Origin of the sequence: Micromonospora sp. NPDC005553 (assembly GCF_042871765.1) — a bacterium.
GTDB lineage: Bacteria > Actinomycetota > Actinomycetes > Mycobacteriales > Micromonosporaceae > Micromonospora.
Window position 1 is genome coordinate 308388 of record NZ_JBIAJD010000003.1, and the last position, 24162, is coordinate 332549.

The 24162-nt window shown below is 71.6% G+C and carries 29 protein-coding genes; 17 read left to right on the plus strand and 12 right to left on the minus strand.

Annotation, left to right across the window (positions count from 1 at the left end; all coding sequences use genetic code 11):
* Window positions 1–156: 156 nt before the first annotated feature.
* From pstB to ACFYPG_RS13920, 7 genes are all read right to left on the minus strand, one after another.
* On the minus strand, window positions 157–933 hold the full coding sequence (gene pstB / locus ACFYPG_RS13890; RefSeq protein WP_387352695.1) for a phosphate ABC transporter ATP-binding protein PstB: 777 nt from the start codon (window positions 931–933) through the stop codon (window positions 157–159).
* A gap of 17 nt (window positions 934–950) precedes the next feature.
* On the minus strand, window positions 951–2039 hold the full coding sequence (pstA, locus tag ACFYPG_RS13895; protein WP_355005820.1) for a phosphate ABC transporter permease PstA: 1089 nt from the start codon (window positions 2037–2039) through the stop codon (window positions 951–953).
* Window positions 2036–3127: a phosphate ABC transporter permease subunit PstC gene (gene pstC, locus ACFYPG_RS13900; RefSeq protein WP_355005819.1), complete on the minus strand. Its 1092-nt coding sequence runs from the start codon at window positions 3125–3127 to the stop codon at window positions 2036–2038. The genes pstA and pstC overlap by 4 nt, the downstream gene beginning before the upstream one ends.
* 38 nt (window positions 3128–3165) lie before the next feature.
* Window positions 3166–4272, minus strand: coding sequence for a phosphate ABC transporter substrate-binding protein PstS (pstS, locus tag ACFYPG_RS13905; protein WP_355005818.1), 1107 nt, complete (start codon window positions 4270–4272; stop codon window positions 3166–3168).
* A 291-nt stretch (window positions 4273–4563) separates the two neighbouring features.
* Entirely contained in the window at window positions 4564–5490 is a 927-nt protein-coding gene (mshD, locus tag ACFYPG_RS13910) for a mycothiol synthase (RefSeq protein WP_355005817.1), read from the minus strand.
* Window positions 5491–5548: 58 nt separating this feature from the next.
* Window positions 5549–6355 (minus strand): polysaccharide deacetylase family protein, encoded by an 807-nt coding sequence (locus ACFYPG_RS13915; protein ID WP_355006082.1) that lies wholly within the window; start codon window positions 6353–6355, stop codon window positions 5549–5551.
* 232 nt (window positions 6356–6587) lie between these two features.
* Window positions 6588–7307 carry a response regulator transcription factor gene (locus tag ACFYPG_RS13920; RefSeq protein ID WP_184188346.1) on the minus strand — a complete coding sequence of 240 codons (720 nt, stop codon included), beginning with the start codon at window positions 7305–7307 and terminating at the stop codon, window positions 6588–6590.
* Window positions 7308–7548: 241 nt separating this feature from the next.
* On the opposite strand from ACFYPG_RS13920, the gene ACFYPG_RS13925 reads away from it, so the two are divergent.
* The 7 genes from ACFYPG_RS13925 (at window position 7549) to ACFYPG_RS13955 (ending at window position 12651) form a co-directional block, all read left to right on the plus strand.
* Window positions 7549–8607: a hypothetical protein gene (locus ACFYPG_RS13925; RefSeq protein ID WP_387352144.1), complete on the plus strand. Its 1059-nt coding sequence runs from the start codon at window positions 7549–7551 to the stop codon at window positions 8605–8607.
* A 104-nt stretch (window positions 8608–8711) separates the two neighbouring features.
* Complete coding sequence (locus tag ACFYPG_RS13930; RefSeq protein WP_387352146.1) at window positions 8712–9500, plus strand: DUF2993 domain-containing protein; 789 nt, start codon at window positions 8712–8714, stop codon at window positions 9498–9500.
* Between the two features lie 105 nt (window positions 9501–9605).
* Window positions 9606–9683 (plus strand): Ms5788A family Cys-rich leader peptide, encoded by a 78-nt coding sequence (locus ACFYPG_RS13935; protein ID WP_310503780.1) that lies wholly within the window; start codon window positions 9606–9608, stop codon window positions 9681–9683.
* Between the two features lie 206 nt (window positions 9684–9889).
* Window positions 9890–10738, plus strand: coding sequence for a sulfurtransferase (locus ACFYPG_RS13940; protein ID WP_387352147.1), 849 nt, complete (start codon window positions 9890–9892; stop codon window positions 10736–10738).
* A gap of 2 nt (window positions 10739–10740) precedes the next feature.
* A complete protein-coding gene (locus ACFYPG_RS13945; RefSeq protein WP_355005813.1) occupies window positions 10741–11061 on the plus strand; it encodes a DUF1416 domain-containing protein in 321 nt (106 codons plus the stop codon).
* 196 nt (window positions 11062–11257) lie between these two features.
* On the plus strand, window positions 11258–11716 hold the full coding sequence (locus ACFYPG_RS13950) for a winged helix-turn-helix domain-containing protein (RefSeq protein WP_355006081.1): 459 nt from the start codon (window positions 11258–11260) through the stop codon (window positions 11714–11716).
* A 71-nt stretch (window positions 11717–11787) separates the two neighbouring features.
* Entirely contained in the window at window positions 11788–12651 is an 864-nt protein-coding gene (locus ACFYPG_RS13955; protein ID WP_387352149.1) for a hypothetical protein, read from the plus strand.
* Window positions 12652–12661: 10 nt separating this feature from the next.
* Here ACFYPG_RS13955 and ACFYPG_RS13960 read toward each other — a convergent pair whose 3' ends face one another.
* The 3 genes from ACFYPG_RS13960 to ACFYPG_RS13970 form a co-directional block, all read right to left on the minus strand.
* Entirely contained in the window at window positions 12662–14716 is a 2055-nt protein-coding gene (locus ACFYPG_RS13960; protein WP_355005811.1) for a glycogen debranching N-terminal domain-containing protein, read from the minus strand.
* Window positions 14713–15093: an SCP2 sterol-binding domain-containing protein gene (locus ACFYPG_RS13965; protein ID WP_355005810.1), complete on the minus strand. Its 381-nt coding sequence runs from the start codon at window positions 15091–15093 to the stop codon at window positions 14713–14715. The genes ACFYPG_RS13960 and ACFYPG_RS13965 overlap by 4 nt, the downstream gene beginning before the upstream one ends.
* A 79-nt stretch (window positions 15094–15172) precedes the next feature.
* Entirely contained in the window at window positions 15173–15547 is a 375-nt protein-coding gene (locus ACFYPG_RS13970) for a DsrE family protein (protein WP_124820325.1), read from the minus strand.
* A 12-nt stretch (window positions 15548–15559) separates the two neighbouring features.
* On the opposite strand from ACFYPG_RS13970, the gene mtfM reads away from it, so the two are divergent.
* Both mtfM and ACFYPG_RS13980 read left to right on the plus strand, forming a co-directional pair.
* Complete coding sequence (mtfM, locus tag ACFYPG_RS13975) at window positions 15560–15664, plus strand: small membrane protein MtfM (RefSeq protein WP_030327764.1); 105 nt, start codon at window positions 15560–15562, stop codon at window positions 15662–15664.
* A 61-nt stretch (window positions 15665–15725) separates the two neighbouring features.
* The gene (locus ACFYPG_RS13980) at window positions 15726–16316 is read left to right on the plus strand and encodes an FABP family protein (protein WP_387352698.1); all 591 of its coding nucleotides are present in this window, start codon (window positions 15726–15728) and stop codon (window positions 16314–16316) included.
* Between the two features lie 3 nt (window positions 16317–16319).
* On the opposite strand, the gene ACFYPG_RS13985 is transcribed toward ACFYPG_RS13980, so the two are convergent.
* On the minus strand, window positions 16320–17201 hold the full coding sequence (locus ACFYPG_RS13985; protein WP_387352152.1) for an aminotransferase class IV: 882 nt from the start codon (window positions 17199–17201) through the stop codon (window positions 16320–16322).
* 68 nt (window positions 17202–17269) lie between these two features.
* On the opposite strand from ACFYPG_RS13985, the gene ACFYPG_RS13990 reads away from it, so the two are divergent.
* The 4 genes from ACFYPG_RS13990 to ACFYPG_RS14005 all read left to right on the plus strand — a co-directional run bounded on the left by ACFYPG_RS13990 (window position 17270) and on the right by ACFYPG_RS14005 (window position 20712).
* Window positions 17270–17698, plus strand: a complete 429-nt coding sequence (locus ACFYPG_RS13990) for a Fur family transcriptional regulator (protein WP_091402843.1) — start codon at window positions 17270–17272, stop codon at window positions 17696–17698.
* The gene (locus ACFYPG_RS13995) at window positions 17695–18807 is read left to right on the plus strand and encodes a folate-binding protein (protein ID WP_355005808.1); all 1113 of its coding nucleotides are present in this window, start codon (window positions 17695–17697) and stop codon (window positions 18805–18807) included. Before ACFYPG_RS13990 ends, ACFYPG_RS13995 begins: the two co-directional genes overlap by 4 nt.
* 23 nt (window positions 18808–18830) lie before the next feature.
* A complete protein-coding gene (locus ACFYPG_RS14000) occupies window positions 18831–19658 on the plus strand; it encodes a 3-keto-5-aminohexanoate cleavage protein (RefSeq protein WP_357229734.1) in 828 nt (275 codons plus the stop codon).
* Window positions 19659–19752: 94 nt separating this feature from the next.
* On the plus strand, window positions 19753–20712 hold the full coding sequence (locus tag ACFYPG_RS14005) for an asparaginase (protein WP_387352155.1): 960 nt from the start codon (window positions 19753–19755) through the stop codon (window positions 20710–20712).
* Between the two features lie 7 nt (window positions 20713–20719).
* On the opposite strand, the gene ACFYPG_RS14010 is transcribed toward ACFYPG_RS14005, so the two are convergent.
* Window positions 20720–21517: an alpha/beta hydrolase gene (locus tag ACFYPG_RS14010; RefSeq protein ID WP_355005805.1), complete on the minus strand. Its 798-nt coding sequence runs from the start codon at window positions 21515–21517 to the stop codon at window positions 20720–20722.
* Between the two features lie 112 nt (window positions 21518–21629).
* On the opposite strand from ACFYPG_RS14010, the gene ACFYPG_RS14015 reads away from it, so the two are divergent.
* The 4 genes from ACFYPG_RS14015 to ACFYPG_RS14030 all read left to right on the plus strand — a co-directional run bounded on the left by ACFYPG_RS14015 (window position 21630) and on the right by ACFYPG_RS14030 (window position 24154).
* A complete protein-coding gene (locus ACFYPG_RS14015; RefSeq protein WP_387352157.1) occupies window positions 21630–22229 on the plus strand; it encodes a helix-turn-helix domain-containing protein in 600 nt (199 codons plus the stop codon).
* Window positions 22226–22885, plus strand: coding sequence for a hypothetical protein (locus ACFYPG_RS14020; protein ID WP_387352159.1), 660 nt, complete (start codon window positions 22226–22228; stop codon window positions 22883–22885). Before ACFYPG_RS14015 ends, ACFYPG_RS14020 begins: the two co-directional genes overlap by 4 nt.
* 70 nt (window positions 22886–22955) lie before the next feature.
* Entirely contained in the window at window positions 22956–23270 is a 315-nt protein-coding gene (locus ACFYPG_RS14025; RefSeq protein WP_334507220.1) for a DUF2516 family protein, read from the plus strand.
* Window positions 23267–24154 (plus strand): alpha/beta hydrolase, encoded by an 888-nt coding sequence (locus tag ACFYPG_RS14030; RefSeq protein ID WP_355005802.1) that lies wholly within the window; start codon window positions 23267–23269, stop codon window positions 24152–24154. Before ACFYPG_RS14025 ends, ACFYPG_RS14030 begins: the two co-directional genes overlap by 4 nt.
* Window positions 24155–24162: the final 8 nt, after the last annotated feature.

The following is a 24162-nucleotide window of genomic DNA, read 5'->3' on the forward strand; positions in this document are numbered from 1 at the left end:
CTCGATGCCCGCCACCGCGATCTTGGGACGGGGCCGGCGGCGTGATGGCCGGCCGCACCACGGGGCCCACCGGCCGGCCGGGGGGGTGTCGGCGGCGGACATGGCACCGGCGCCCACGCCGGGGAGGCGGGGCGCCGGTGACCGGACGAGGTCGGCTCAGCCGAAGCGGCCGGTGATGTAGTCCTCGGTCTTCTTCACGCTCGGGTTGCTGAAGATCTTCTGGGTGTTGTCGTACTCGATCAGTCGGCCCGGGTCGCCGGTCTTCTCGATCGAGAAGAAGGCGGTCCGGTCCGAGACACGCGCCGCCTGCTGCATGTTGTGCGTCACGATGATGATCGTGAACTTGTCCTTGAGCTGGAACATCAGGTCCTCGATCGCCAGCGTGGAGATCGGGTCCAGGGCGGAGCACGGCTCGTCCATCAGGACGACCTGCGGCTCGACCGCGATGGTCCGGGCGATGCAGAGCCGCTGCTGCTGACCGCCGGAGAGGCCCGCGCCGGGCTTGCCCAGCCGGTCCTTGACCTCGTCCCACAGGTTCGCCGAGCGCAGCGCCTTCTCGGCCGCGCCCTCCAGGATCGACTTCTTGCGGACCCCGTTGAGCTTCAGCCCGGCCACCACGTTCTCGAAGATGCTCATGGTGGGGAACGGGTTCGGCCGCTGGAAGACCATGCCGATGGTGCGCCGGACCGCTGTGACGTCCACGTCCCGGTCGTAGATGTCCTGGTCGTCGATGGTCAGGCTGCCCTCGACCCGGGCCCCCGGCAGCACCTCGTGCATCCGGTTGATCGACCGCAGGAACGTCGACTTGCCGCAACCGGACGGCCCGATGAGAGCGGTGACCGTCTTCGGCTCGACCGTCAGGTTGATGTTCTCGATCGCCTTGAAGCTGCCGTAATACGCGGTGACGTTCGAGGCGGAGACGCGCTTGGCCATGGTGGTACCTCCGGGGTTCATCGGCTGAGCCTGTTGCGACGGGCCAGCAGCTTCGCCGCGATCGTCAGGATGAGCACGAGGGCGACCAGGGTGAGTGCCGCGGTCCACGCCCGTGCCGGGGCGTACTTCGACGCGTCGCCGGCCTGCTGGTAGACGAAGAGGGACAGCGACGACTGGTTGTTCTCGAAGGGGTTGGTGTTGATCGCGGCGCCACCACCGGCGACCAGCAGCACCGGGGCGGTCTCGCCGGCCGCGCGGGCGATGGCGAGCATGACGCCGGTGACGATGCCGGGCAGCGCCGTCGGCAGGACCACCCGCAGGATCGTCTTCCACTTGGGTACGCCGAGCGCGTACGCGCCCTCGCGCAGTGGCGCCGGTACGAGGCGGAGCATCTCCTCGGTGGACCGGACGATGGTGGGCAGCATGAGCACGCTCAGCGCGAGCGCGGCGGCGAAGCCGGAGAAGCTGGGCCGACCGTCGTTGAACCACGGCGACACGATGAGCACCCAGAACGCCAGCACGAAGAGGCCGGAGACGATCGACGGGATGCCGGTCATCACGTCCACGAAGAACCGGATCGCGAAGGCGAACTTGCCCCGCCCGTACTCGACGATGTAGATCGCGCAGAGAACGCCGAGCGGGACGGTGATCAGGGTGGCGATACCGACCTGCTCCAGCGTGCCGACGATCGCGTGGTACGCGCCGCCGTTGGCGTCCCGGGCCCCGATGTTGTTCATCGAGGTCTGGAAGAAGTTGACGTCCAGTCGGTCGGCACCCTTGCTGACCAGCGTCCAGACCACCGACACGAGCGGCAGCACCGCCAGCACGAAGGCGGAGTGGATCAGTGCGCTCCAGGTGCGGTTGCGGGCCGATCGGCGTCCTTCGACCGCGTTGGCGGCGGCGAAGAGGCCGACCAGGTAGAGGATCGCGCCAAGGACGACCACGAGGACCGGGCCGCCGATGCCGGTGCCGTAGACGACCACGGCGGAGAGCGCCAGGGCTGCCACGGCGATGGCCGGGGCGGCGTACCAGGGAAGTCGCTTTGCCCGCAGCGAGTCGGGCTGGGCCGGCGGCCGGGTGCGGTGGGAGGTGGCGGTTGTGGTCATGCGGCCGACTCCGTGAACTCCCGGCGGCGGTAGATGATCGCCCGCGCCGTGATGTTGACGATCAGCGTGATGGTGAACAGCACCAGACCGGAGGCGATGAGCGCGCCCCGGCCGGTCTCGTTCGCCTCGCCGAACGCGTTGGCGATGTTGGCGGCGATGGTGTTGCCGCCGTTCTGGATCAGGTTGAACGAGATGCCGAAGGTGATGCCGAGGGTCAGCGCCAGGGCGATGGTCTCGCCGAGCGCACGACCGAGGCCGAGCATCATCGCGGCGATGATGCCGGGACGGCCGTAGGGGAGCACCGCGGTGCGGAGCATCTCCCAGCGGGTGGCGCCCAGGGCGAGGGCGGCCTCTTCGTTCGCCGTCGGCGTCTGGAGGAACACCTCGCGGGAGAGCGAGGTGATGATCGGCAGCACCATGATCGCGAGCACCAGGGCGCCGAGCATGACGGACGCCCCGAAGGGGCCGTCGCCACCGAAGAGCGGGATCCAGCCGAAGTGCTGGTTCAGCCAGACCGAGAAGTCCCGGACGGGGCTGCTGAACACGTCCCGCCCCCAGAGGCCGAAGACCACGCTCGGTACGGCGGCCAGCAGGTCGACAAGGAAGCCGAGCGCGGTGCCCAACCGGCGCGGCGCGTAGTGCGAGAGGTAGAGCGCGATGCCGAGCGCCACCGGCACCGCGATGAGCAGGGCGAGCGCCGAGCTGAGCACGGTGCCGAAGGCCAGCGCACCGATGCCGAACTTCGGCTCGGTGTCGTTGGGGGACCAGCCCTCGTAGGACCAGAAGTTCTCGGTGTTGGCGCGTAGGGCCGGCACCGCCTTGGCGACCAGGAAGATCGCGATGGCGGCGATGATGACCAGAACGGCGGTGCCGGCGGCCAGGGTGAGGCCGCGGAAGGCCCGCTCGGCGCCGAACTTGCGGCTGCGCGGCAGCGCGCCGCCGCCGCCCAGCCCGGTGCCGCCCGGGGAACGGGTGCTGACTGGTGCCTCGGCCACACGCGCCGAGGCACCGGCGGGCCACTCGTGACTCTGGGTCACGCGCGTCCCGCCGGTGCCGGCGTCGGCCGAGCGGTGAGGGGTTTCACCCATCTGCTCGCTCGATTCGGTTGCGGAGGTGTGGAATCGGGTCAGGAGAGGTTCTTGACCGCGGTCTCGACCTTGGTGCGGACCGTCTCCGGCAGCGGGGCGTAGCCCAGCTCGGTGAGAGAGGCCTGGCCCTCGGCGCTGGCGGCGTGGCCCAGCAGGCCCTTGACCAGCTTCAGCTTGTCGGCCGCGAGGCCCTTGCTGCAGACGATCTCGTACGTGGCCAGGACGATCGGGTACGCCCCGGCCTCCTTGGTGTTGTAGTCGATCTTCAGCTTGAGGTCGTCGCCCTGACCCTCGATGGCAGCGCCCGCGATGGTCTTGCCGGCCGCCTCGGCGGTCAGCGCGGCGAACTCGCCGTTGCCGTTGCCGATCTTCGACATCTTCAGACCGGCGTTCTCGGCGAACGACCACTCCATGTAGCCGATGGAGCCGTCGGCGCCCTTGACCCGGCTGGCCACGCCGTCCGAGCCCTTGGCGCCGGTGCCGCCCGGGGCCTTCCACGCCTTGGCGTTGCCCAGGGTCCAGTCGCTCTCAGCGGTCTTCGAGAGGTACTTGGTGAAGTTGTCGGTGGTGCCCGACTCGTCCGAACGGTGGACGGTCTGGATCGTGGTCGCCGGGAGCTTGGCTTCCGGGTTGTCGGCCTTGATCGTGGCGTCGTCCCACTTGGTGACCTTGCCAGCGAAGATCTTCGCCAGGGTGGCCGGCTTGAGCTGGAGGTTGTCCACGCCGCTGACGTTGTAGGCGACGGCCACGGGGCCGATCACCATCGGCAGGTGGATGGCCTTGCCACCGACGCACTTGGCGTCCGCCTGCGGCTGCTCCTCCGGCTTGAGCGCGGAGTCGGAGCCGGCGAAGTCGGCGGTCCCGGCGATGAACGCCTGGATGCCGGCACCCGAGCCGGAAGCCTCGTAGTTGATCGTGGTGCCCTGGCACTTCTGCTGGTACGCCTTGATCCACTCGGCCATGGCGTTCTTCTGCGCCGACGAGCCCTGGGCGTTCAGCGTGCCGGTAGCGCAGTCGACCGCGGCGGCCGAGCCCGAGGCGCTCGCGCCGGAGGCGGGCTCGTTGTTGTCCGAGCCGCATGCACTGAGGCCGAGCGTCGCGGCAAGAGCGAGGCAGGCAATAGTGCCGTACCGCTGGAGCTTCACCTGAGGGGTTTCCCTTCGCGTCTGACTTGGCGCCCCGATCCCGGGGCCCGAGGACCGGCACTGACCGGCTGACACGAAAGTTAGAAGTGCCAGGTAGCCGGTTCGCCGGTCGCAAGTGAACGCAGGGTGAACACGTGCGGCCCCTGAGGTGACCGCTTGCTGAGGGTGAGTTGTCCGTTAAGTGAACCGGGATACACCTGTCGGAAGTATGGGTATATTTCCGGTTCGGCGTTATCCCGCCGACGCTCGCCCGTTACCCATCGGTGACGCGGTCGGAGCGGCGGCCGACGGTCAGCCCAGGTGGTAGTTGATGTGCGCGGACCAGCGGGCGAAGCCCAGCCGCTCGTAGAGCGCGACGGCTCCGGTGTTCGAGTCGTCCACGAAGAGCATCACCCGGTCGAGGCCACGCTTGTCCCGCAGGTGTGCCAACCCGGCGGTGGTCAGGGCCCGGCCCAGCCCGCCACCGTGCGCGGTCGGCTCCACCCCCAGGACGTACACCTCGCCGATCCGGGCCGACCCCGGCCGCTCGTGCACCTTGGTCCAGTGGAAACCGAGCAGTCGGCCGGTCGCGGTCTCTTCGGCGAGCAGGAAGCCTGCCGGATCGAACCACGGCTCGGCGAGGCGGACCCGTAGGTCGTCCGACGTCCACCGGCCCTGTTCGGGGTGCTCGGCGAAGGCCCGTGCGTTGAGGGCCAACCAGGCCGCGTCGTCCGCCCCGGGCCGGAACGCGCGCAGCGCCACCCCGTCGGGCAGGCGCGGCTCACCCAGCGGGGCGGCCAGGGGCCGGCGCAGCTGCCAGAGCACCCGGGCGCGGGCGAAGCCGAGGTCGACGGCGAGCGCGGCGGCCGAGGGGTGGTCGCCGTGCGCCCACGCCCGCAGCGGCCCGGTGGCCGAGGCGAGTACGCCCCGGGCGAGCGCCCGCCCGGTGCCCCGCCGCCGGTACGCGGGGTGCACGACCAGCTCCACCCCGATTCCACCGACCGGGTCGGTGGTGTCCAGGTGCGCGTACCCGGTGAGGGTGCCGTCGTCGGCGCGGGCGATGAGATGCACGGCGGGGGCGTCGGGGTCGCGCAGCCGCAGCAGGACGTGTTCGTCGAGCGGGTCGGCTCCGTCCGTGTCACCTGCGGCGCCGGCGAGGGCGAGGACGTCGGCGATCTCCGCCTGCGCCAGCTGGTCGCTCCGGGTCACCTGGTCGCTGGTCGGCTCCGCGCTGCTCATCCCGCCACCGTATCCGTTGCGTGTCGTGACGCCCGGAGCGTCGCCGTAAAGCCCCGGCTCACGTCGGGTCGGTGGGGAGTGCCTCCAGCTCGAACCGGGCGGTCAGGTCGGGCAGGATGCGGCGCAGCGCGTCCATCGTGCCCTGTCGGTCCCCACCGGCGTCGTGCAGCAGCACCACCGAGCCCGGCGCGGCCTGGCTCAGCACCGTCGCGGTGATCTTGGTGGCGCCGGGTAGCTCCCAGTCCGACGGATCCACCGACCAGTGCAGCGGGGTCATGCCGAGCTGCCGCGCCACCGACACCACCGGGTACGTCCAGGCTCCGCCCGGCTGGCGGTACCAGACGATCGGCGCGTTCGGCACCGCCGCCCGGATCGCCGCGTTGGTGCGCAGAAGGTCGGAGCGGATCGCGTCGGCCGACCGGGTGCCCAGGCCGACGTCGTGGTGCCAGGAGTGGTTGCACAGGGTGTGCCCGTCGTCCACGATCGACTGGATCAGGTCGGGGTGGCTCTGCGCGTTCTCGCCGACGACGCAGAACGTGGCGCGCACGTCGTATTCGCGCAGGAGGGCGAGGACCTGCGGCGTGTAGCGCGGGTCCGGCCCGTCGTCGAAGGTCAGCGCGAGCCGCGGGGTGCCGGTGGTGGCGTGCGCGCCGAACAGGTTGTCGCCTCCGGCCACCCGTCCGGACCCGTCCTGGCCCGTCTCGGCCGGGCCGGTCTGAACCGCGCTCGCGCTGGCGCTGGCGCTCGGGGCTCCGCCCGGCTCGCCGACGCTGGGTTGGTCGGCGTAGTGCGGTCCGTCGGCGCTCGTGGTGACACCGGTGGAATGCCGCGGCGTCTGGTCGGGGACGAGGCTGCGGCCCAGCATGTACGCGGAGCCGAGCAGCCCCGCCACCACCAGCGTCACGATCCCCGCGGCCCGGGCGGTGGTGCTGCCCCGCGTCACGGCTTCCGCCTGGTTTGCCGGTCACGCCGGCCCGTCGCCCCCGTGGTCAGTGCGCGCACCGTCGCCCCTTTCTCCGACAAACCCGGCAGTCAGAATAGAGCTGCCAAGTCGCGCAAAAAGGGCATATGGGAAATCGCCCGGAGTCGTCTCCGGATCAGACCGGCAGGGGCGCGTGCTCCGCCTCGGCAAGCGACCGCGACGGGGGCACGACGAACTTGTAGCCGACCTGGCGAACGGTGCCGATCATCGACTCGTACTCCGAGCCGAGCTTGGCGCGCAGTCGCCGGACGTGCACGTCCACCGTGCGGGTGCCGCCGAAGTAGTCGTAGCCCCAGACCTCGCGCAGGAGCTGGTCCCGGGTGAACACCCGGCCCGGGTGCTGGGCAAGAAACTTGAGCAGCTCGAACTCCTTGTAGGTGAGGTCGAGCGGGCGGCCCTTGAGCTTGGCCGCGTAGGTGTCCGGGTCGATGGTCAACTCGCCGGCCCGGATCGAGCCACCCGCGCCAGCGGTCGCGTTGCTGAGCCGGCCCACAGCCAACCGCAGCCGTGCCTCGACCTCGGCGGGGCCGGCCGAGGCGAGGATGACGTCGTCCACGCCCCAGTCGGCGTTGAGTGCGATCAGGCCGGCCTCGGTCACCACCGCGACCAACGGCACGCCGAGCCCGGTGGCGTGCAACATCCGGCAGGTCGCCCGGGCCTCGCTCAACTCCGATCGGGCATCCACCATCACCGCGTCGGGGCTGGGGCCCGCGACCAGTGTGCGAACGTCACGCGGCGCGGTGCGGACCGAGTGCGGTAGCAGGTCTAGCGCCGGCAGCACAGCCGACGGTTCACCTGCGCGCGCGGTCACCAGCAGCAGGATCTCCACGATCACCTCCGTCCCGGCGGCGCGAGGCCGCACGCGACCAGTCGCACTCATCAAGGAGTGCGCTGAGAAATTGCGTGGTCCCGGCGTCGCTGACGGGCGGGTAACGCGTTGAGCCTAACCGATCGCCTCGGCCGCGCCGTCAGGCCATTTCCCGTTTGTCTAGCTTGCCCCTGATCGTGGCCCGGTTTTTAACGTCGCTGAAACCCTTGACCACCGCGTCGGGCCGTCGGTCTGGCACGATCGGGTCGTGTTTCCCTCCACCTCGCCCGAGGCCGGCCGCGAATCGTGGCCCGCCGGGCCCCAACCGGGTCCGGCCGCCGCAGCGACGCGCGGCCAACCGCCCGCGCCGCGTACCGGTCCGGCCACCACCGATGGCGACCGTCGCGAACGGGGTGGGCCGCGCCGTGCCCGCCGCTCCGGCGAGCCGGCCCGCCGATCCGAAGACGAGATCGACGAGCCGGAAGAGGAGGTCATTCCCCCGGTCGCGGTGCACCGTCAACTGGCGCTGACCATCGCCGGCTTCGCCGCCCTGCTCGGCGTCGGGCTGGTGCTCGGCGCGCAGACGTCGGGTCCCGGTCACCGGCTGCCGTTCGCCTTCATCATCTTCGGCGTCCAACTGCTCTTCGTGCTCGCCTGGACGATGGCGATGCGTCCGCCCGCGCTGTTGGTGGTCGCCGGGATCAGCGCCGTTGTCGCGGCGCTGGTCGACATCGCGGCGGTGCGGACCGACGTCGCCGGGCTGGCGCCGCTGGGCTACCTGGCCGCCGGTGGGTTCCTCGCCGCGGTGCTCGGTCAACTGGTTCGTCGCGTCGACCGGGTCCGCGTCACCGACTCCCTCGGTTCCACACTGCTCATCGTGGTCGGGGTGGTGGCCTTCGGCACCCTGATCGTGCTCAGCCGGATCCCGGCCGGCACCCAGGCGATCACCGTCTGCCTGACCGCGAGCGGTGTCGCGCTCACCGTCGCCCGGCTCACCGACGCCGTCCTGCCCTGGCCCCGGCTCGCACCGCAGGTGCCCCGGGGCGCCGCCGGCGTGGTGGCCGGCGCGATGGTCGGCACGCTGACCAGCGCCCTCCTCGGCAGCTACCTGGTGGCTCCCTTCACGCCGACCCGGGCCGCCGTGATCGGCCTGGTCGCGGCGGTCACCGCCGTCCTCTCCGATCTCGCCGTGGGGTACGCGGAGGCGGGCCGGTTGATGGCCGGCGAACCGCCCACGATGTGGGTGGCCCGGCACATGCAGGGCCCGCTCGGCGGCTTCGCCCTGGCGGCGCCCGCCGCGTACGCCATGTGCATGCTCTTCCTCTGAGTCGCGGTTGAGCGCTGGGCCGGTCGGGTACCTACGGGTGCGCCGCCCTGCGGCGTCGGTATGAACGACCCGTCGCGGCGCGACGGGCGGAGACAGGAGGCGGCGTGGCGCAGGACTATCCGGTGGACCAGGCGCGACCCCGACGGCGTGGCCGCAAGCTGCTCATCGGGCTGTTCGTGCTGCTCCTGCTGCTGGCGGGGTTGCTGGTGGTCGCCGACCGGGTCGCGGTCGGGGTCGCCGAGCGGATGATCGCCGACCGTGTCCGTCAGGAGATCACCAAGCAGGGCGCGCAGTCCGCCGCTCCTGAGGTGGAGGTGGGCGGGACTCCGTTCCTCACCCAGGTGCTTGATGGTCGTTACCAGCGGATCACCATCAACCTGCGGGACGTGCAGGCCCCGGTCGAGGGCGAAGCCGTTCGGCTCCCGGTGCTCGACGTGACCGCCCGCAAGGTGCGGGCCTCGCTGGACACCCTGCGCACCGGCCAGGGTGACATCGTGGCGGACAACGTCAACGGCGCCGGCACGATCAGCTACGAGAGTCTGGCCGCGCTGCTGAAGCGCCCGGGTCTCACCCTCGGCGAGCAGAACGGCAAGCTCACCGTCACGGCCCCGGCCGACATCCTCGGTCAGAAGCTCACCATCAGCGGCACCGCCGACGTCACTGTCGCCGACAACGGCGCTGTCGCCCTGCGGTTCAACGACCTGGACGCCGCAGGTCTGCCGAACCTGCCGCTGGCCCGAGCCTTCCTGAGCAACTACGCCAAGAGCATCTCCATCGACGTGCCCCTGCCGGAGCTGCCATTCCAGCTCGCGGTCCGCGAGGTCCGTCCGCTGCCGGAGGGGCTGGCGGTCACCGTCGACGCGAAGAACGTCCCGATCAACTCCGCTGGCTGACACCGGAGGCGCGGTGGGACGCGGGAATCCCCGGCGATCCCGGCGATTCCCGGATGGTGGTCGGCCCAGTGGCAGCGCGGTCACTGACTGGTAAGCTCCCTGGCCATGGGGACCCACCTCACCAAACGGCGCGCGGTCGACCTGTGCCGCGTGGCCACCTGCCTGTGTCGCCCCGTCATCTGACGGCGGGGCTGTCTCCGGCCGCCTGACGGCGGCCACCGGCACAGGGTTCTCACACCCTCCGGTCATCCCACCGAACGCCCGGCAGCGGCGCCGTCGCACGAACCCGTGATCCCGTCCTTCCGCTGGGTCCCGCGCGTGGTGCGACAGTTGCATCCATCGATCTCCGCGCGTTGGCTCACCATCCATCCTCACCAGGGAGTGATTCGATGAGTCGCGACACCGCACTCGTTTCGGCCGAGTGGGCCGAGAAGAACCTCGACGCCCCGGGCGTCGTCTTCGTCGAGGTCGACGAGGACACCTCGGCCTACGAGACCGGCCACATCGCCGGCGCCATCAAGATTGACTGGAAGACGGACCTCCAGGACAAGGTCCGCCGGGACTTCGTCAACAAGTCGCAGTTCGAGGCGCTGCTCTCCGAGCGGGGCATCAGCAACGACGACGTCGTCGTCCTGTACGGCGGCAACAACAACTGGTTCGCCGCGTACGCCTACTGGTACTTCAAGCTCTACGGCCACCGGGACGTGAAGCTGCTCGACGGCGGCCGTAAGAAGTGGGAGCTGGACGCCCGTCCGCTCGTCACCGACGCGGTGTCCCGCCCGGCGACGCAGTACGTCGCGCAGGAGCCGGACACCTCCATCCGGGCGTTCCGCGACGAGGTCGTCGCGGCGATCGGCACCAAGAACCTGGTCGACGTGCGCAGCCCCGACGAGTTCGCCGGTCGCCTGCTCGCCCCCGCCCACCTGCCGCAGGAGCAGGCGCAGCGGGCCGGCCACATCCCCACCGCGATCAGCGTGCCGTGGTCCAAGGCGGCCAACGAGGACGGCACCTTCCGGTCCGACGACGAGCTGCGCAGGATCTACGGCGACGCGGGGCTCGACGACGGCAGGGAGACCATCGCGTACTGCCGGATCGGTGAGCGCTCGTCGCACACCTGGTTCGTGCTCCAGGAGCTGCTGGGTCACCGCAACGTCAAGAACTACGACGGCTCCTGGACCGAGTACGGCTCGCTGGTCGGTGTGCCGGTCGCGCTCGGCGACGAACCCGGGGAGGCATGATCATGACTCTTCCCACCGCCGCGGGTTGCGCCGCACCTGACCAGGCCGCGCCGCTGCCGGCCAGCCTGGACCTGGAAAAGGAAACCGTGATCACCGGCATCGTCCGTTCCGCCGAGGCCGAGCCGGTGCCCGGCGCGTACGTCCGGCTGCTCGATTCGACAGGTGAGTTCACCGCCGAGGTGGTCACCTCGTCCGCCGGGCAGTTCCGGTTCTTCGCCGCACCGGGTTCCTGGACGCTGCGGGCGTTGTCCCGGCACGGCAATGGCGACACCGCCGTCACTGCCGGCCGAGGCGTCAACGAGGTTGCCGTCACCGTCGCCTGACCCACTGCTCTGATCGACCGGGGCCGGTCACCCTCCCGGGGGTGGCCGGCCCCGGTCGTTTGTCCTCGGCGTGCCGGCACGCCGGGGGCGGGTGCCGAAATCCATCGGCGTGCGTCACTATCTACTGGTGAATTTCAGGGATGAAAGCGGCGGGTCCGACGTAGCGGTCCCCATCGTCCTCTGCGTGGGCACCGACATGTCGCTGCGGGAGCGGGTGCTGAGCCAACTCGACGGGCGTGCCCCGGTGCTCAGCTGTTCCGATCTGACCGAGCTACGCGAGCTGTTGTCGTCGCCGGCGGGTCCGGCGCTGGTCAGTCCCACGGTCCTTCCACTCAACGAGGCGCGGGGCCTGGTGAAGTGGGGTGAGCTGGTCGTCGACCGGGCCGGACATCGGGTCACCTGGCGCGGCGAGGTGCTCCCGCTGACCCCCACCGAACGGGAGTTGCTCACTCTGCTCATCGGCCCACCGCTGGTGGTGTGGAGCTACGAACGGCTCTGCGTCGCCGCGTTGGGTGGCGCTGACACCGCAGCGCTGCAATCCACCGTCAGGCGGCTTCGCCGCAGGCTGCGGGGTCTACCGGGCGGCCCGCAGGTGCACACCGTGCGGGGCGTCGGCTACCGGCTCGACCCGCCGCCCCGGCTGAACGACCACTGACCCGCTGTCGCTCCGTCGGGCCGACCGCCTCCGCTGCCGGCCCGGCAGCGGGCGCGTGACACCATGGCCGGGTGAGCGGTGCTGTCCAGACGGGTTGGGCCTCTTCGGCCGGCCCCGCCGCGCCGACACCGGCCCGGTCGCGGCGGCGTTGGCTGCTGGCTGTGACAGTGGCCTGGGCGGTGCTTCTGGCCGGGCTCACCTGGATATCGGTGCGCAACGACCCGCCGACAGTCCGCGAGCAGCGTTCCCTCGATCAGGCTGGCCCGGTGGTCGACCGGGCGGTCGGCGAGTTGGCTCGCGCGGCCGGTGCGGCCGGACTGCTGGAACTGAGCCCGGCGCGGGTCGCGTCCGGCTGCCGGGTCACCCCGTTCGCCGACGGGGCGAGGTTGCGGCGCGAGGTCGGGGTGCTCGCTGCCACCGGTGACGAGCGGGCCGTGCTGGCCGGCATCGCCGAGCGGCTGCCGGCAAGCTGGCGGGCCGGGGTCGGGCCCGGGGTGGACGGCCCCGAGCTGCGCGCCGACGCTGGAGACTTCGTGGCCGTCGAGGGTCGGCCGACCGTCGACGGCCGGGTGCGACTGGTCGTCGACACCGGTTGCCGGCCCGTCGGCGCCGGCTACACGCCGGCTCCGGCCACCGCTGCCGGCCCGGAGGCCGCCGCGCTGACCGCCGCGCTGAAAGCCCTCGACCGGCCGGGCGACGCCGCGCCGGAGTTGGCCACCGCGCCCTGCCCGGGCGGCGGGATCGCCCGTACCGCCTGGTTCGTCAACGGTCAGGGCCCGGCGGCCTCGACGGTCGCCCTCGCCCCGCTGGCCGGCAACGCCCCACTGCTGGACCAACCCCCGGTGTACGCGTATCGCAGCGGTGGGGTCACGGTGCTGGCCGAGATCAGCCCGGACGCCACCCGACTCGCCGCCACCGTCGGCTGCCCGAGCTGAGCCGGGCCTGTCAGCGGCCGTCCGGCTGGTCCTCGGGGCCACGGCTGCGGCCCAACGCGTCGACCTTGCCCCACCGGCCGGGGATGTCCAGCAGCTCCACGCGGCCCATGCCCGGTGGCACGGCGGGGTCGATGATCAGGTGCTCGCCCTGCGGCTGCAACCCCAGCATCACCCGCAGCAGCAGCAGCGGGGTGCCTGCCGACCAGGCCTGCGGGCTGCAGGCGGTCGGGTACTCCACCGGATAGTCGGTGAGGTCACGGGCGTAGCCGGCGAACGCCTCCGGCAGCCGACCCTCGAAGTACCGGGACGCGGCCAGCATCGTCTCGCAGAGCAACCCGGCCTCCTCCCGGAAGCCGTACCGCCACAAGCCCCAGGCGATGATCGAGTTGTCGAACGGCCAGACGGTGCCCACGTGGTAGCCGATCGGGTTGTACCGCCCCTCGTCGGAGGCGAGCGTCCGCACCCCCCAGCCGGAGAACAGTCGTGGCCCGAGCAGGTGCTCGACCACCTTGCCGGCGCGGGACTCGTCCACGATGCCGCTCCACAGCAGGTGCCCGATGTTCGAGGTCAGCGCGTCCACCTGCCGGCCGTCGGCGTCCAGCGCGAGCGCGTAGTGCTCGCGGTCGGCGATCCAGAAGTCGCGGTCGAACCGCCGTTTCAGGTCGGCGGCCTGCCGCTCCAACTCGTCGGCGAACTCCGGGTCGTTCCAGAAGGTCCGAGCCAGCCGGGCGGCCCGGACCTTCGCGTCGTAGGCGTAGCCCTGCAACTCGCAGGTGGCCCGCGGAAAATCGGGCAGTTGACCGTCGGCGTACGAGATGGCGTCCCAGGAGTCCTTCCAGCACTGGTTCTGCAGGCCGGTCTCCGGGTTGCGGGTCTGGTACCAGAGGTAACCGGTGCCGAGCAGGTCACCGTAGGTGTCGATCCACTCCAGCGCCGCGCGGATCTGCGGTTCCAGCTTGCGGACGAGTGCCGCGTCGCCGGTCCACCGCTCGTACTCGTCGACCAGGATGATGAACAGGGGCGTCGAGTCGGCCGACCCGTAGTACGGCGAGTGTGGCTGCTCCTCGAAGCCGGCGGTCTCCCCGTACCGCAGCTCGTGCAGGATCTTGCCGGGTTCCTCGTCCCGGAAGTCGTCCACCCGCTGCCCCTGTAGTCCGGCCAGCATCAGGATGGTCGGCGGGACCAGTTCCGGCAGGAACGGCAGCACCTGCAACGAGGTGATGATGCTGTCCCGGCCGAACAGGGTCATGAACCAGGGGAGTCCTGCGGCGATCAGCCGTACGCCCAGGGCGATCGACTCGTAGCGCAGCGCGGCCAGGTCGTTGAGGCTGCGCCGGTACGCCCCGGCCAGCGGCTCGCAGTCGCAGCCGAGCTTCGGCGCCCGGTCGATGAGCTCCTGCTGTTCGGCCCGGATCGCGTCCGCGCTGCGGCTGCCGCCGTACGGCAGGGTGGCCCGGATGTCCTCGCCCCGTGCACCGAAGACGACGCTGGACACGTGCAGTCTGGTGGTCCAGCTGTCGTTGCTGGCTATCCGGATCCGGAAGGTCATTCCGGTGTCGTCGACCTGCGCCGGCGCGGTGGTGCTGACCACCATCTCCCGGTGGAACGCCTCCCGCCGGTACGACAGCCGCAATTCGTTCTCGGCGACCGTGATCGTGGTCCGTCCCCGCTTCTGCCGAGAGTTCTTGATCTCGAACAGGTCGGCGAAATCGGCCCCGATCTCGATCCGGAGGGTGCACTCGACCTCCGCGCCGAGGTGGTTCAGCACTGTCAGCTCCTCCTCGAAGCTGCCCACTATCGCCCGGCTGCGGATCACCGACGCCTTGGCGTCCAGATAGTGCGTGGGTTCGCCGGGGGCGAGGAAGAACCGGGTGCGGTACGACTCGGCATCGTCGATGGAGAGGGCGTGCAGCCGTTCGCCGTCCAGGGTGAGCACCCACGTGGACAGGAAGCGGGTGTCGAAGGAGAACAGCCCGGTGGGGAAGTCGTAGGACGGTTCGATGTCGCCACGCCGGTCGCTGACCAGGAAGGTGTTGCCGTCCAGGATGCTGACGAGGTCCTTCACCGAAGTCGCCCGGCTGCTCGGCGGGCCGTTTCGCGGGGGTCGCGGGTGCCGGGCGGGTTCGGAAAGAACCGGCGGAAGGCGAGGAAGAGCACCACGTTCCCGCTGAACGTGCTCTCGTTGCGCAGTACCGCCGCGACCCCCTGGGCCTCGCCGCTGATCAGCCGGTCGAAGAGGGCGGCGCTGCTGTACCAGATCGCGTCGGCCGGCCCACGCTCCCGGGTGACCTGCACCGACCCGGGCCGCATCCGGACCAGCCAGTGTTCGGTGCGGTGGCCGTCGCCGAGGTCGATCTGGAGGGTGCCGTCGGCCAGGCCGCCCAGAACCTCGGCTGCGCGCGACGGCAGTGTCTCGAAGAACCTCTCCGCCGCCTCGGTCACATCCGAATCGTAGGCAGTCGTCCGAGATGTCGGGTCGGTATCGACACTCCGCTCGGGTCGACAGGCCGCCGTCGTGCGGTCAGTAGACGAGCGCCTGCGCGCCCTCGGCCAACGCCTCCTCGACGAAGACCGCCGCACCGGCGATCCGGACGCCGGGGAGTACGTCGTCCGGGCCGATCTCCCGACGGGCCGCGCACTGCGTGCAGGCGGTCACCCGGCCGCTGGTCAGGATGACGTGCAACAACTCGGCCAGGGGCGCGGAGTGCGGCAGGTCGAACTGCTGGGCGCGACCGGGCAGCGCGAACCAGGTGGACTCACCGGTCAGCCAGAGCGAGACGTCCACCCCGGCCGCTACCGCCGTCGCGGCGACGGTGAATGCCTGCGCGCACCGCTCCGGGGCGTCCGCCCCTGCGGTGGCCTTCACGACGAGATTGCGGGCCATGTGGCCCAGCATAGGATGGCCGGGATGGTTACCGAGATCGGGTTTGTCAGCCTGCTGGTCGCTGGCCTGGGCGGGCTCGCCGGTGGCCTGGTCTACCTTGCCGTACGCATTTCGAGAGGACGCTGGTGAGCGCGAGGAGTGAGCCGGGCTTGCGAGCCCCGCAGTCGCGAACGAAAGAGGTGAGGTGACGCTGATGAGCGAGAACCCGCTGCAGCCGCCGTGGCTGAACGCGCCGCCGGTCGAGGAGTACCCGTTCGAGGAGAGCCACGACCTGCGGGTCGGGCCGAAGCTGCACCCCGCGCTGGACGCCCTGCTGCCGTACATCGGTCTGTGGCGCGGTCGGGGCAAGGGCGGCTTTCCCACCATCGAGGACTTCGACTACGCGCAGGAGATCCGGATCAGCCACGACGGCCGACCGTTCCTGCACTACGAGTCGCGTGCGTGGATCCTCGACGAGCAGAGCAAGCCGGTCCGTCCGGCCGGCCGCGAGGCGGGCTGGTGGCGACCGGTGCTGGTGGACGGGCGGGCGACCGACGAGCTGGAGGCGCTGATCACCACCCCGACCGGGGTGATGGAGCTGCACCTGGGCAAGCGCACCGGCACGCAGCTCGAGTTCGCCACCGACGCGGTGATCCGGACTCCGACCGCCAAGGAGGTCACCGGCGGGCACCGGCTCTTCGGCATCGTCGAGGGTGCGCTGCTCTACGCCCAGGAGATGGCCGCCATGGGGCACGGGCTCAGCCCGCACCTCTCCGCCCGACTCGTCCGGGTCGGCGGCTGACCGTTACCCGACGGGGAAGCCCAGCAGTGAGTGCAGGGCGGGGGTGCGCGGACAAGGGTTCCGGCGCACCCCGTCCAGCTCTCGGATTTCGGCGAGCCCGCGCACGGACGAGCTGAACCAGACCCCGTCGGCGGCGTGCAGCTCGGCTGGCGTGACCATCCGTTCGGCGGCGTCCAGGCCCAGCTCGTGAGCGTGGGCGAGCAGCCAGGCCGCTGTCGTGCCGGGCAGGATGCCGGTGGTCGCGGCCGGCACGGTGCAGAGCGTGCCCTCGGTGAGCCACACCACGTTCGCGATCGGCCCCTCCAGGGCGTACCCGTCGGAGGAGACCCAGAGCACGTCGTCCACGCCGGCCCGCTGTGCCCAGCGGCGGGCGGCGCTGTTGACCGCGTACGACGTGGATTTGATCCCTGCCGGCAGCCAGTCGAGCCCGGTACGCGCGTCGGCGGGCACCCCCAACGGCAGGGTGGCCACCGTGATCCCGTTCTGCCGGGCCGCCCGCGACGACGCCGGCACCTCGGTCAGCGTGGCGTAGACGGTCGGCGGCCCGCCGGCCTCGGAGCCCCGGGTGCAGACCAGCCGTAGCGCGCCCTCGACCGGCGCGGGCCAGCCCGCACGCACCGTGTCGAGCAGGTCGATGAGCGCGTCGGCGGGGGGCAGACCCAGGTCGACGGCCGCCGCGGCCGTGGTCATTCGGGCCAGGTGCTCGTCGCGCAACCACGGCCGGCCCTGGCGCAGGTGCATGGACTCGAAGAGCCCGTCGCCGTGCAGAACGCCCAGGTCGTCGCCGCGGAGCACGGGCTCGTCGGTCGCGATGAGGCCCCGCCCGAGCACGGCGATCCGCGGGCTGGGAGCAGCCGGGACATTGCCGACGGACGACGTCACCATGACCGCGAGCGTAGCGGTGATCGATCGCGGTGCGGGGAACAGCCTGGTGGCCGAACTATGATCGGAGCGTGTCCGAATCCTCCCTCGCGGAAATGCTGCGGGCCCGTGGGCTGCGGCTGACGGCCCAGCGGCAGCTCGTCCTCCAGGCGGTGCTCGATCTGGGCCACGCCACCCCGGAGCAGGTGCACACCGCAGTCCGGGAGGTGGCCGCCGGCGTCAACATCACCACCATCTACCGCACGCTCGAGCTGCTGGAACGGCTCGGTCTGGTCACCCACACGCACCTGTCGCACGGCTCACCGACCTATCACGCCGCCGGTGAGCACCAACACGTCCACCTGGTCTGCCGGGAGTGTGGCGCGATCGACGAGATCGATCCGGAGCTGCTCCGCCCGCTCGCCGACCAGTTGGCCGCGCAGCGCGGGTTCCGGGTGGACATCGGGCACGTGTCACTCTTCGGCGTCTGCGTACGCTGCGAGAACGGGGACGAAAAATGATCGACATCGCAGGCGCGGTGGCAGTCGAGAGCATCGACGAGGCCAGCCGTGACCAGCCGGATCCGGCACACGTCGCGGCCGGGGTGCGGGGGGTGGCCGCGCACTACGGCGACCCGCTGCGCGAGCAGCGCACCCTCGACACCGCTGTCGGTCTGGTCGACAGGTCGCACCGGGGGGTCATCGCGGTGCCCGGGGAAGAGCGGGCCAGCTGGCTGCACACTGTCACCTCGCAGCACCTGACCGCGCTCTCCGCGGGCGAGGGCACCGAGTTGCTGGTGCTGTCCCCGCACGGCCACGTCGAGCAGCACGCCATGGTCGCCGAGGACGGCGAGACCGCCTGGCTCGACACCGAGCCCGGTGCGACCGAGGGCCTGCTGACCTACCTGGAGAAGATGCGGTTCTTCAGCAAGGTCGAGCCACGCGACGCGACGGCCGAGCGCGCGCTGTTGTCGCTGGTCGGGCCGGCGGCCATGGAGGCGCTCGGCACGCTCGGCGTGACCGGGCTCGCCGCACCGGACGTGGTCGCGGTGCCGGGTCCGAAGTTCCCGCACGGCGCCGTGCCACCACGGGCGAGCGCACGGTACGACGTACGACCGCTGCCGATCGGCGGCTGGGCCCGACGTGGTCCGCTCGGGGTGGACCTGCTGGTGCCCCGGTCGGCGATGGACCAGGTGGTGGCGGAGTTGCGCGGCGCCGGCGTGCCGCTCGCGGGGCTGTGGGCGTACGAGGCGATCCGGGTGGCCGCCCGGCAACCCCGGGTCGGGGTGGACACCGACCACCGGACCATTCCGGCCGAGGTCGACCTGATCGCCCCGGCGGTGCATCTGGACAAGGGTTGCTACCGGGGGCAGGAGACGGTGGCGCGGGTGCACAACATGGGCCGCCCGCCGCGTCGCCTCGTACTGCTGCATCTGGACGGGGTGACCACCGATCAGCCGCCGGTGGCCGGTACGCCGGTGACGCTCGATGGCCGGGCGGTCGGCTTCGTCGGCACCGCCGTGCTGCACCACGAGCTGGGCCAGGTCGCGCTCGCGGTGGTGAAGCGGAACGTCCCGGACGACGCCGCGTTGCTGATCGGCGAGACCGCGGCGGCGATCGACCCCTCCTGAGCGGGCCGTCTAGGATCGCCGGCATGACGACAGGGACGTTGATCACGGTAGCCCCGACCGGCGCTGAGTCGGCCAAGGCGGAGGTGCCGGCGCTGCCGGTGACCCTCGACGAGTTGCTGCTCACCGCCAAGGAGTGCGAGGCGCTCGGCGCCGCCGTGATCCACGTCCACATCCGCGACGACGAGGCCCGACCGACGCTCGACCCGGTGCGGCTGGCCGACACCGTGGCGGCGCTGCGGGAGAGCACCGACCTGATCGTGCAGCTCTCCTCCGGTGGCGCGGTGACCGACCCGGAGGCCGCCCGGCTCGCAGTGCTCGACGCCCGTCCGGACATGGCCTCCTGCACCATGGGCACTGTCAACTTCGGCGACGACGTCTTCCTCAACCGCTGGGAGTTCATCGTCGACCTGCACACCCGGATGCAGGAACGCGGGATCGTGCCGGAGTACGAGATCTTCGACCTCGGCCACCTGTCCGCGTTGCAGCGGTTGCTCGGCAAGTACGGGCTGCCGGCCGGCGGGCACGTGCACGTCGACTTCGTGATGGGCGTGCCGGGCGGGATGCCGGGCACCACCGAGACCCTCGTCGCGGCCCACCGGATGCTGCGGGACCTGCCCGAGGGCACCACCTTCTCGGCCACCGGCGTCGGTCGCAGCACGATCCCGGTGATGCTGGCCGCTCTGTCGACCGGCGGGCACCTGCGGGTCGGCATGGAGGACACCGTGACGTACGCGAAGGGCCGTCCGGTGGAGTCGAACATGCAACTGGTGGCCCGCGCGGTGGGTTTCGCCCAGCTCGCCCAGCGCCCGCCATTGACCACCACCGAGGCTCGCGAACTGCTCGGGCTGTAAGGGCAGGTCTGTCCCGCGCCCCTGTCACCCGGGCGGTGGACCTCCTGGTCACCCCGCCGCCGGGCACCCCCGGACCGTCGGTACCGTCCAGCGCGTGACGAAGACGTACGAGGGTGGCGCGCCGCTCGCCGAGGTGGTCCGGTCCGGGTTCGTGGAGGGTGCGCACCGCGGCTCGGTGGTGGTGCTGGACGCCGCCGGTGTCGCGGTGGCGTCCGCCGGGGACGTGACCTCGCCGATCTTTCCCCGCTCGGCCAGCAAGCCGATGCAGACGATCGGGATGCTCCGGGCCGGCCTGGCCCTGACCGACCCGGCCGACGTGGCGCTGGTCTCGGCGAGCCACGCCGGCGAGGAGTTTCACCTGGCCCGGGTCGGTGCGCTGCTGGAGCGCGCCGGGCTGGACGGGTCGGCGCTGCACTGCCCGCCCGACCTGCCGGTGGGGGCCGCGGCCCGGGAGGCGGTGCTGCGGGCCGGTGGCGGCCCGACCCGGGTGCAGATGAACTGCTCCGGCAAGCACAGCGGGATGCTGCTGACCTGCGAGGCCGCCGGATGGTCGCGGGAGGGCTACTGGCGGCCGGAGCACCCGCTTCAGCAGCGGCTGCGGGCCGCCATCGAGGAGTTCACCGGCGAGCAGGCGGCGGCGGTGGGGGTCGACGGTTGCGGCGCGCCGGTCCTCGCGGTGTCGCTGGCCGGTCTGGCCGGGGCGTACCTCCGGCTGGTCGACGCCGAGCCCGGCTCGGTGCCGCGCGCGGTGGCCGACGCGATGCGGGCGTACCCGGAGATCGTGGGTGGCACCCAGGCCGACGACACGCGGCTGATGCGTGGTGTCCCGGGTGCGCTGGCCAAGGTCGGTGCCGAGGGCGTGATCGCCGTGGCGCTGCCGGGCGTCGGCGCCGTCGCGTTGAAGATCGACGACGGCGCCGACCGGGCCCGGATGCCGGTACTGGTCTCCGCGCTGCGCCGGCTCGGCGTGGATGCTCCGGTGCTGACCGAGTACGCCGAGGTGCCGCTCTTCGGTGGTGGGGTACCGGTCGGGGCGGTCCGCCCGCTCTGGTGAGCGCGCTCTAGCTCAGGAAGTCGAGCAGTGCGGCGTTGACCGGCTCCGGGCGCTCCAGCGGCAGCAGGTGGGCGGCGTCCGGCACGTCGGGCAGTCGTACCGCGCCGGGGACCTCGGCGGCGATCCGGTCGGCGAGCCGACTGATGTCCGGCACGTCGGCCGCGCCGGCGGTGACCAGGACGGGGATCTTCAGCTCACCGAGACGACCGATCGCCGGTGGCGACAGCTCTCCCACCTCGACCGCGCCGAGCGCCAGCTCCGCGGCGAGGGCACGCTGGTCCATCTCCTGCGCGAACGCGACCAGCTCCGGGTCGACGTCCTCCGGCTGGCGTCGCGGGCCGACCACCCAGAACCGCACCTCACCGGCCGCACCGGCGACGAAGTCGTCCGGGTCGACCTCGCCGACCAGGTCGTCCCAGAGGTCGTTCGCCTCGTCGGACCACTCGTTCCCGGAGACCGCCGTGTCGAACAGCGCGAGCGCGCTCACCCGGTCGGGGTGGGCCAGCGCGGTGTCGATGGCGACCGCCCCACCGAAGGAGCAGCCGACCAGGGCAGCCCGGGGCAGGTCGAGCGCGTCCAGCAGCCCGGCCACGTCGTCGTGGTGCGTGAACGGGGTCGGTGGGAGCTCGGAGTCTCCGTAGCCGCGCAGGTCCGGGACGATCACCCGGTGCCGGGTCGCGAGCGCGGACACCTGCCCCCGCCACATCCGCCGGTCGGCGATGCCGGCGTGCAGCAGGACGACGGGCGAACCGGTGCCGGCCTCGTCGTACGCGATGCTTGCTCCATTGACTGTGATCTTGTCCACGGACGGACCGTACGGATCGGTTGAGCGGCGCGCAAACGGGGTCCTGAGACCTTGCTAACTATGGTTAGCGTTTTGCTTGCAACAGCTAGCGCGGGCGGTTAGCGTCGCTGCCATGGCCACACCCAAGGACCTTCCCGACGTCGGCGGGTTCATCCGCGATCTTCGGCGCAACGCCAAGATCTCGCTACGGCAGCTCGCCGAGCAGGCGGGGGTCAGCAACCCGTACCTCAGCCAGATCGAGCGCGGCCTGCGCAAGCCCAGCGCCGAGGTGCTCCAGCAACTGGCGAGCGCGCTGCGGGTGTCCACGCCGGCGATGTACCTGCGCGCCGGTCTGCTCGACGACAAGGAAGGCCACGGGGTGCTCGCCGCCATCGCCGTGGACGCCGACCTGACGATGGCGCAGAAGCAGTCGCTCAGTCAGATCTACGAGACGTTCCGCCGGGAGAACACCCGGCTGGCCGAAGCCGAGACGGCGCAGGCCGACCAGCCCGCCGACCAGCCCGCCAGCCAGGCCGCCGACCAGCCCGCCAGCCAGGCCGCCGACCTGGCCAACGTGGCCGCCACCGGCCCCACCACCGTCGGCGGCACCCCGACCGAGGCCGTGCTCGAGTCGGTCGCCGTCACCGAGGCGGGCACCGCTCCCGCCCCGGGCAGCACCAGCATCCCCCAGAAGAAGAAGGCCGCCGAGGCGGCCGAAGAGGAGACGTCATGAGCGAGCCGAAGACCAACCGCATCCCCGCCCCGATCTACGCCGCAGCCGGCGCCGGTGAGCTGGCCATCGAGCAGTTGCGCAAGCTGCCGGCCGTGGTCGGCGTCCTCAGCACCCGGGTCGTCGCCGACCTGGGCGGCCGGGCCGTGCTGACCGGCTTCGAGCTGAAGCAGAAGGCCACCGAGACGCTGCGCACCGCCAACGAGACCGCCGACCTGGCGAAGCTGCGCGAGGCCGCCGACATCGACAAGCTGCGCGCCGCCGCGACCCGCAACGCCGCCCTGGTGGTCGCGAGCGCCCAGGTCGCCCAGGAGCGCGCGTTCGCGGCGTACGGCGCGCTGGTCGCCCGGGGCGAGCGGGTCGTCGGTGCCGGCGTGCTGGAGGCCGCCGAGACGGTCAACGCCGACATCGAGGCCACCGAGGCCGTGACGCCGGCCGCCACCCCCACCGCTGCCGCCACCCCCACCGCTGCGGCCCCCACCCCCACCGCTGCGGCCCCCACCGACGCGCCGACCCCGGCCGACGTGGCGGAGATCGCCGAGGCCAAGCCGGCCGCCGTCAAGAAGGCCGCCCGCGCGCCGAAGGCCGCCAAGCCGGTCGAGGCCCCGTCGGCGAAGCTTCCCCGGGCCACCAAGCGGACCCGTCCGGCAGCCGAGTAGTTCACGTGGCCGCGACCCCGGTGGCGTCCTTGTCGGACGTAGCCGGGGTCGTGGACATAAACTGGCCGGCATGGCCAACGCCGCGCCGATCTTCGCCTTCGCCGTCCGTGAAGTGATCCAGCTGATCCTGCTCGTCTTCGCGCTGATCGTTCAGGGTGTCGCCCTGGTGCACGCGATCACGCAGCGCTCCGACGCCTTCCCCGCCATCGGGACGCTGCCCAAGGGCGGCTGGATCGCCATCCTGGCGGTCTGCCTCGTGCTCACCCTGCTCGGCTTCGGTCCGATCAGTCTCTTCGGACTGGTCGGCATCGCCGCCGGTCTGATCTACCTGCTCGATGTCCGAATCGGCCTCCGCGAACTCGGTGACGGCAAAGGGTTCTGGTGAGAGGTTTTCGCTGGCCGCCCCCACCCGACAGCGGGCCCCGCACCTGGGGTCCCGGGCCGGGTGGGCCGCGTACCGGCCGGCCGGCGCTGCCGGAGCCGGAGACCGAGCTGATCACCACCCCGCACGGCGTGCGGCTGGAACGGCTGGTCACCGGCACCGGTGATCCGGTCACCGTGTTCGCGCACGGGTTGGGCAACGGCATCGCCACCACCCGACCGTTCGGCAGTGGGGTGAACGGTCGCAAGGTGTTCTTCCAGTTCCGCGGTCACGGCCGTTCCGAAGCCCCGGACGGGCCGTGGGACTATCTGGACCTGGCCCGGGATCTGCGGGCGATCGCCGACCTTGGCGGCGCCAGCCGGGCGTTCGGCGCGAGTCTCGGCGCGGGTGCCCTCTGCCGACTCCTGGTGGAGAGCCCGGAGCGTTTCGACAAGCTGGTCTTCTTCCTGCCGGCGGTCCTCGACGAGCCACGCGGGCCGGCCGCCCGGGAGCGCATCACCGACCTGCTGGAGGCGGTGGAGAGCGGCGACGCCTCGGCGGTAGCCGACATCGTCACGCTGGAGTTGCCCCCGGCGGTGCGTAACACCCCGGCCGGCTGGGCCTACCTGCGACAACGGCTCGACCAACTGCTCCGCGACGGTCTCGCCGACGGTCTGGCCACGCTTACCGACCAGACACCGCTGCGCCAGATCGGTGACCTGACGGCGGTCACCGCACCGGCGCTGGTGATCGGTTGCGCGGGCGACGACCTGCACCCGGTCGAGGTCGCGGAGCGGCTCGCCGTGGCGCTTCCCCAGGCCACCCTGCACGTGTACGACCGGCCCGGCGTGCTCTGGTCGGAACGCGCCGATCTGCGGGACCGCATCTCCGGCTTCCTTAACGAGTAACCTGCCCT

Excerpts from the sequence above, each read along its gene's own strand:
- pstB (WP_387352695.1), bottom strand. The coding sequence starts at position 933 with ATGGCCAAGCGCGTCTCCGCCTCGAACGTCACCGCGTATTACGGCAGC.
- pstA (WP_355005820.1), bottom strand. The coding sequence starts at position 2,039 with ATGACCACAACCGCCACCTCCCACCGCACCCGGCCGCCGGCCCAGCCC.
- pstC (WP_355005819.1), bottom strand. The coding sequence starts at position 3,127 with ATGGGTGAAACCCCTCACCGCTCGGCCGACGCCGGCACCGGCGGGACG.
- mshD (WP_355005817.1), bottom strand. The coding sequence starts at position 5,490 with ATGAGCAGCGCGGAGCCGACCAGCGACCAGGTGACCCGGAGCGACCAG.
- ACFYPG_RS13915 (WP_355006082.1), bottom strand. The coding sequence starts at position 6,355 with ATGCTGGGCCGCAGCCTCGTCCCCGACCAGACGCCGCGGCATTCCACC.
- ACFYPG_RS13935 (WP_310503780.1), top strand. The coding sequence starts at position 9,606 with ATGGGGACCCACCTCACCAAACGGCGCGCGGTCGACCTGTGCCGCGTG.
- ACFYPG_RS13940 (WP_387352147.1), top strand. The coding sequence starts at position 9,890 with ATGAGTCGCGACACCGCACTCGTTTCGGCCGAGTGGGCCGAGAAGAAC.
- ACFYPG_RS13945 (WP_355005813.1), top strand. The coding sequence starts at position 10,741 with ATGACTCTTCCCACCGCCGCGGGTTGCGCCGCACCTGACCAGGCCGCG.
- ACFYPG_RS13950 (WP_355006081.1), top strand. The coding sequence starts at position 11,258 with ATGTCGCTGCGGGAGCGGGTGCTGAGCCAACTCGACGGGCGTGCCCCG.
- ACFYPG_RS13970 (WP_124820325.1), bottom strand. The coding sequence starts at position 15,547 with ATGCTGGGCCACATGGCCCGCAATCTCGTCGTGAAGGCCACCGCAGGG.
- mtfM (WP_030327764.1), top strand. The coding sequence starts at position 15,560 with ATGGTTACCGAGATCGGGTTTGTCAGCCTGCTGGTCGCTGGCCTGGGC.
- ACFYPG_RS13985 (WP_387352152.1), bottom strand. The coding sequence starts at position 17,201 with ATGGTGACGTCGTCCGTCGGCAATGTCCCGGCTGCTCCCAGCCCGCGG.
- ACFYPG_RS13995 (WP_355005808.1), top strand. The coding sequence starts at position 17,695 with ATGATCGACATCGCAGGCGCGGTGGCAGTCGAGAGCATCGACGAGGCC.
- ACFYPG_RS14000 (WP_357229734.1), top strand. The coding sequence starts at position 18,831 with ATGACGACAGGGACGTTGATCACGGTAGCCCCGACCGGCGCTGAGTCG.
- ACFYPG_RS14015 (WP_387352157.1), top strand. The coding sequence starts at position 21,630 with ATGGCCACACCCAAGGACCTTCCCGACGTCGGCGGGTTCATCCGCGAT.
- ACFYPG_RS14020 (WP_387352159.1), top strand. The coding sequence starts at position 22,226 with ATGAGCGAGCCGAAGACCAACCGCATCCCCGCCCCGATCTACGCCGCA.
- ACFYPG_RS14025 (WP_334507220.1), top strand. The coding sequence starts at position 22,956 with ATGGCCAACGCCGCGCCGATCTTCGCCTTCGCCGTCCGTGAAGTGATC.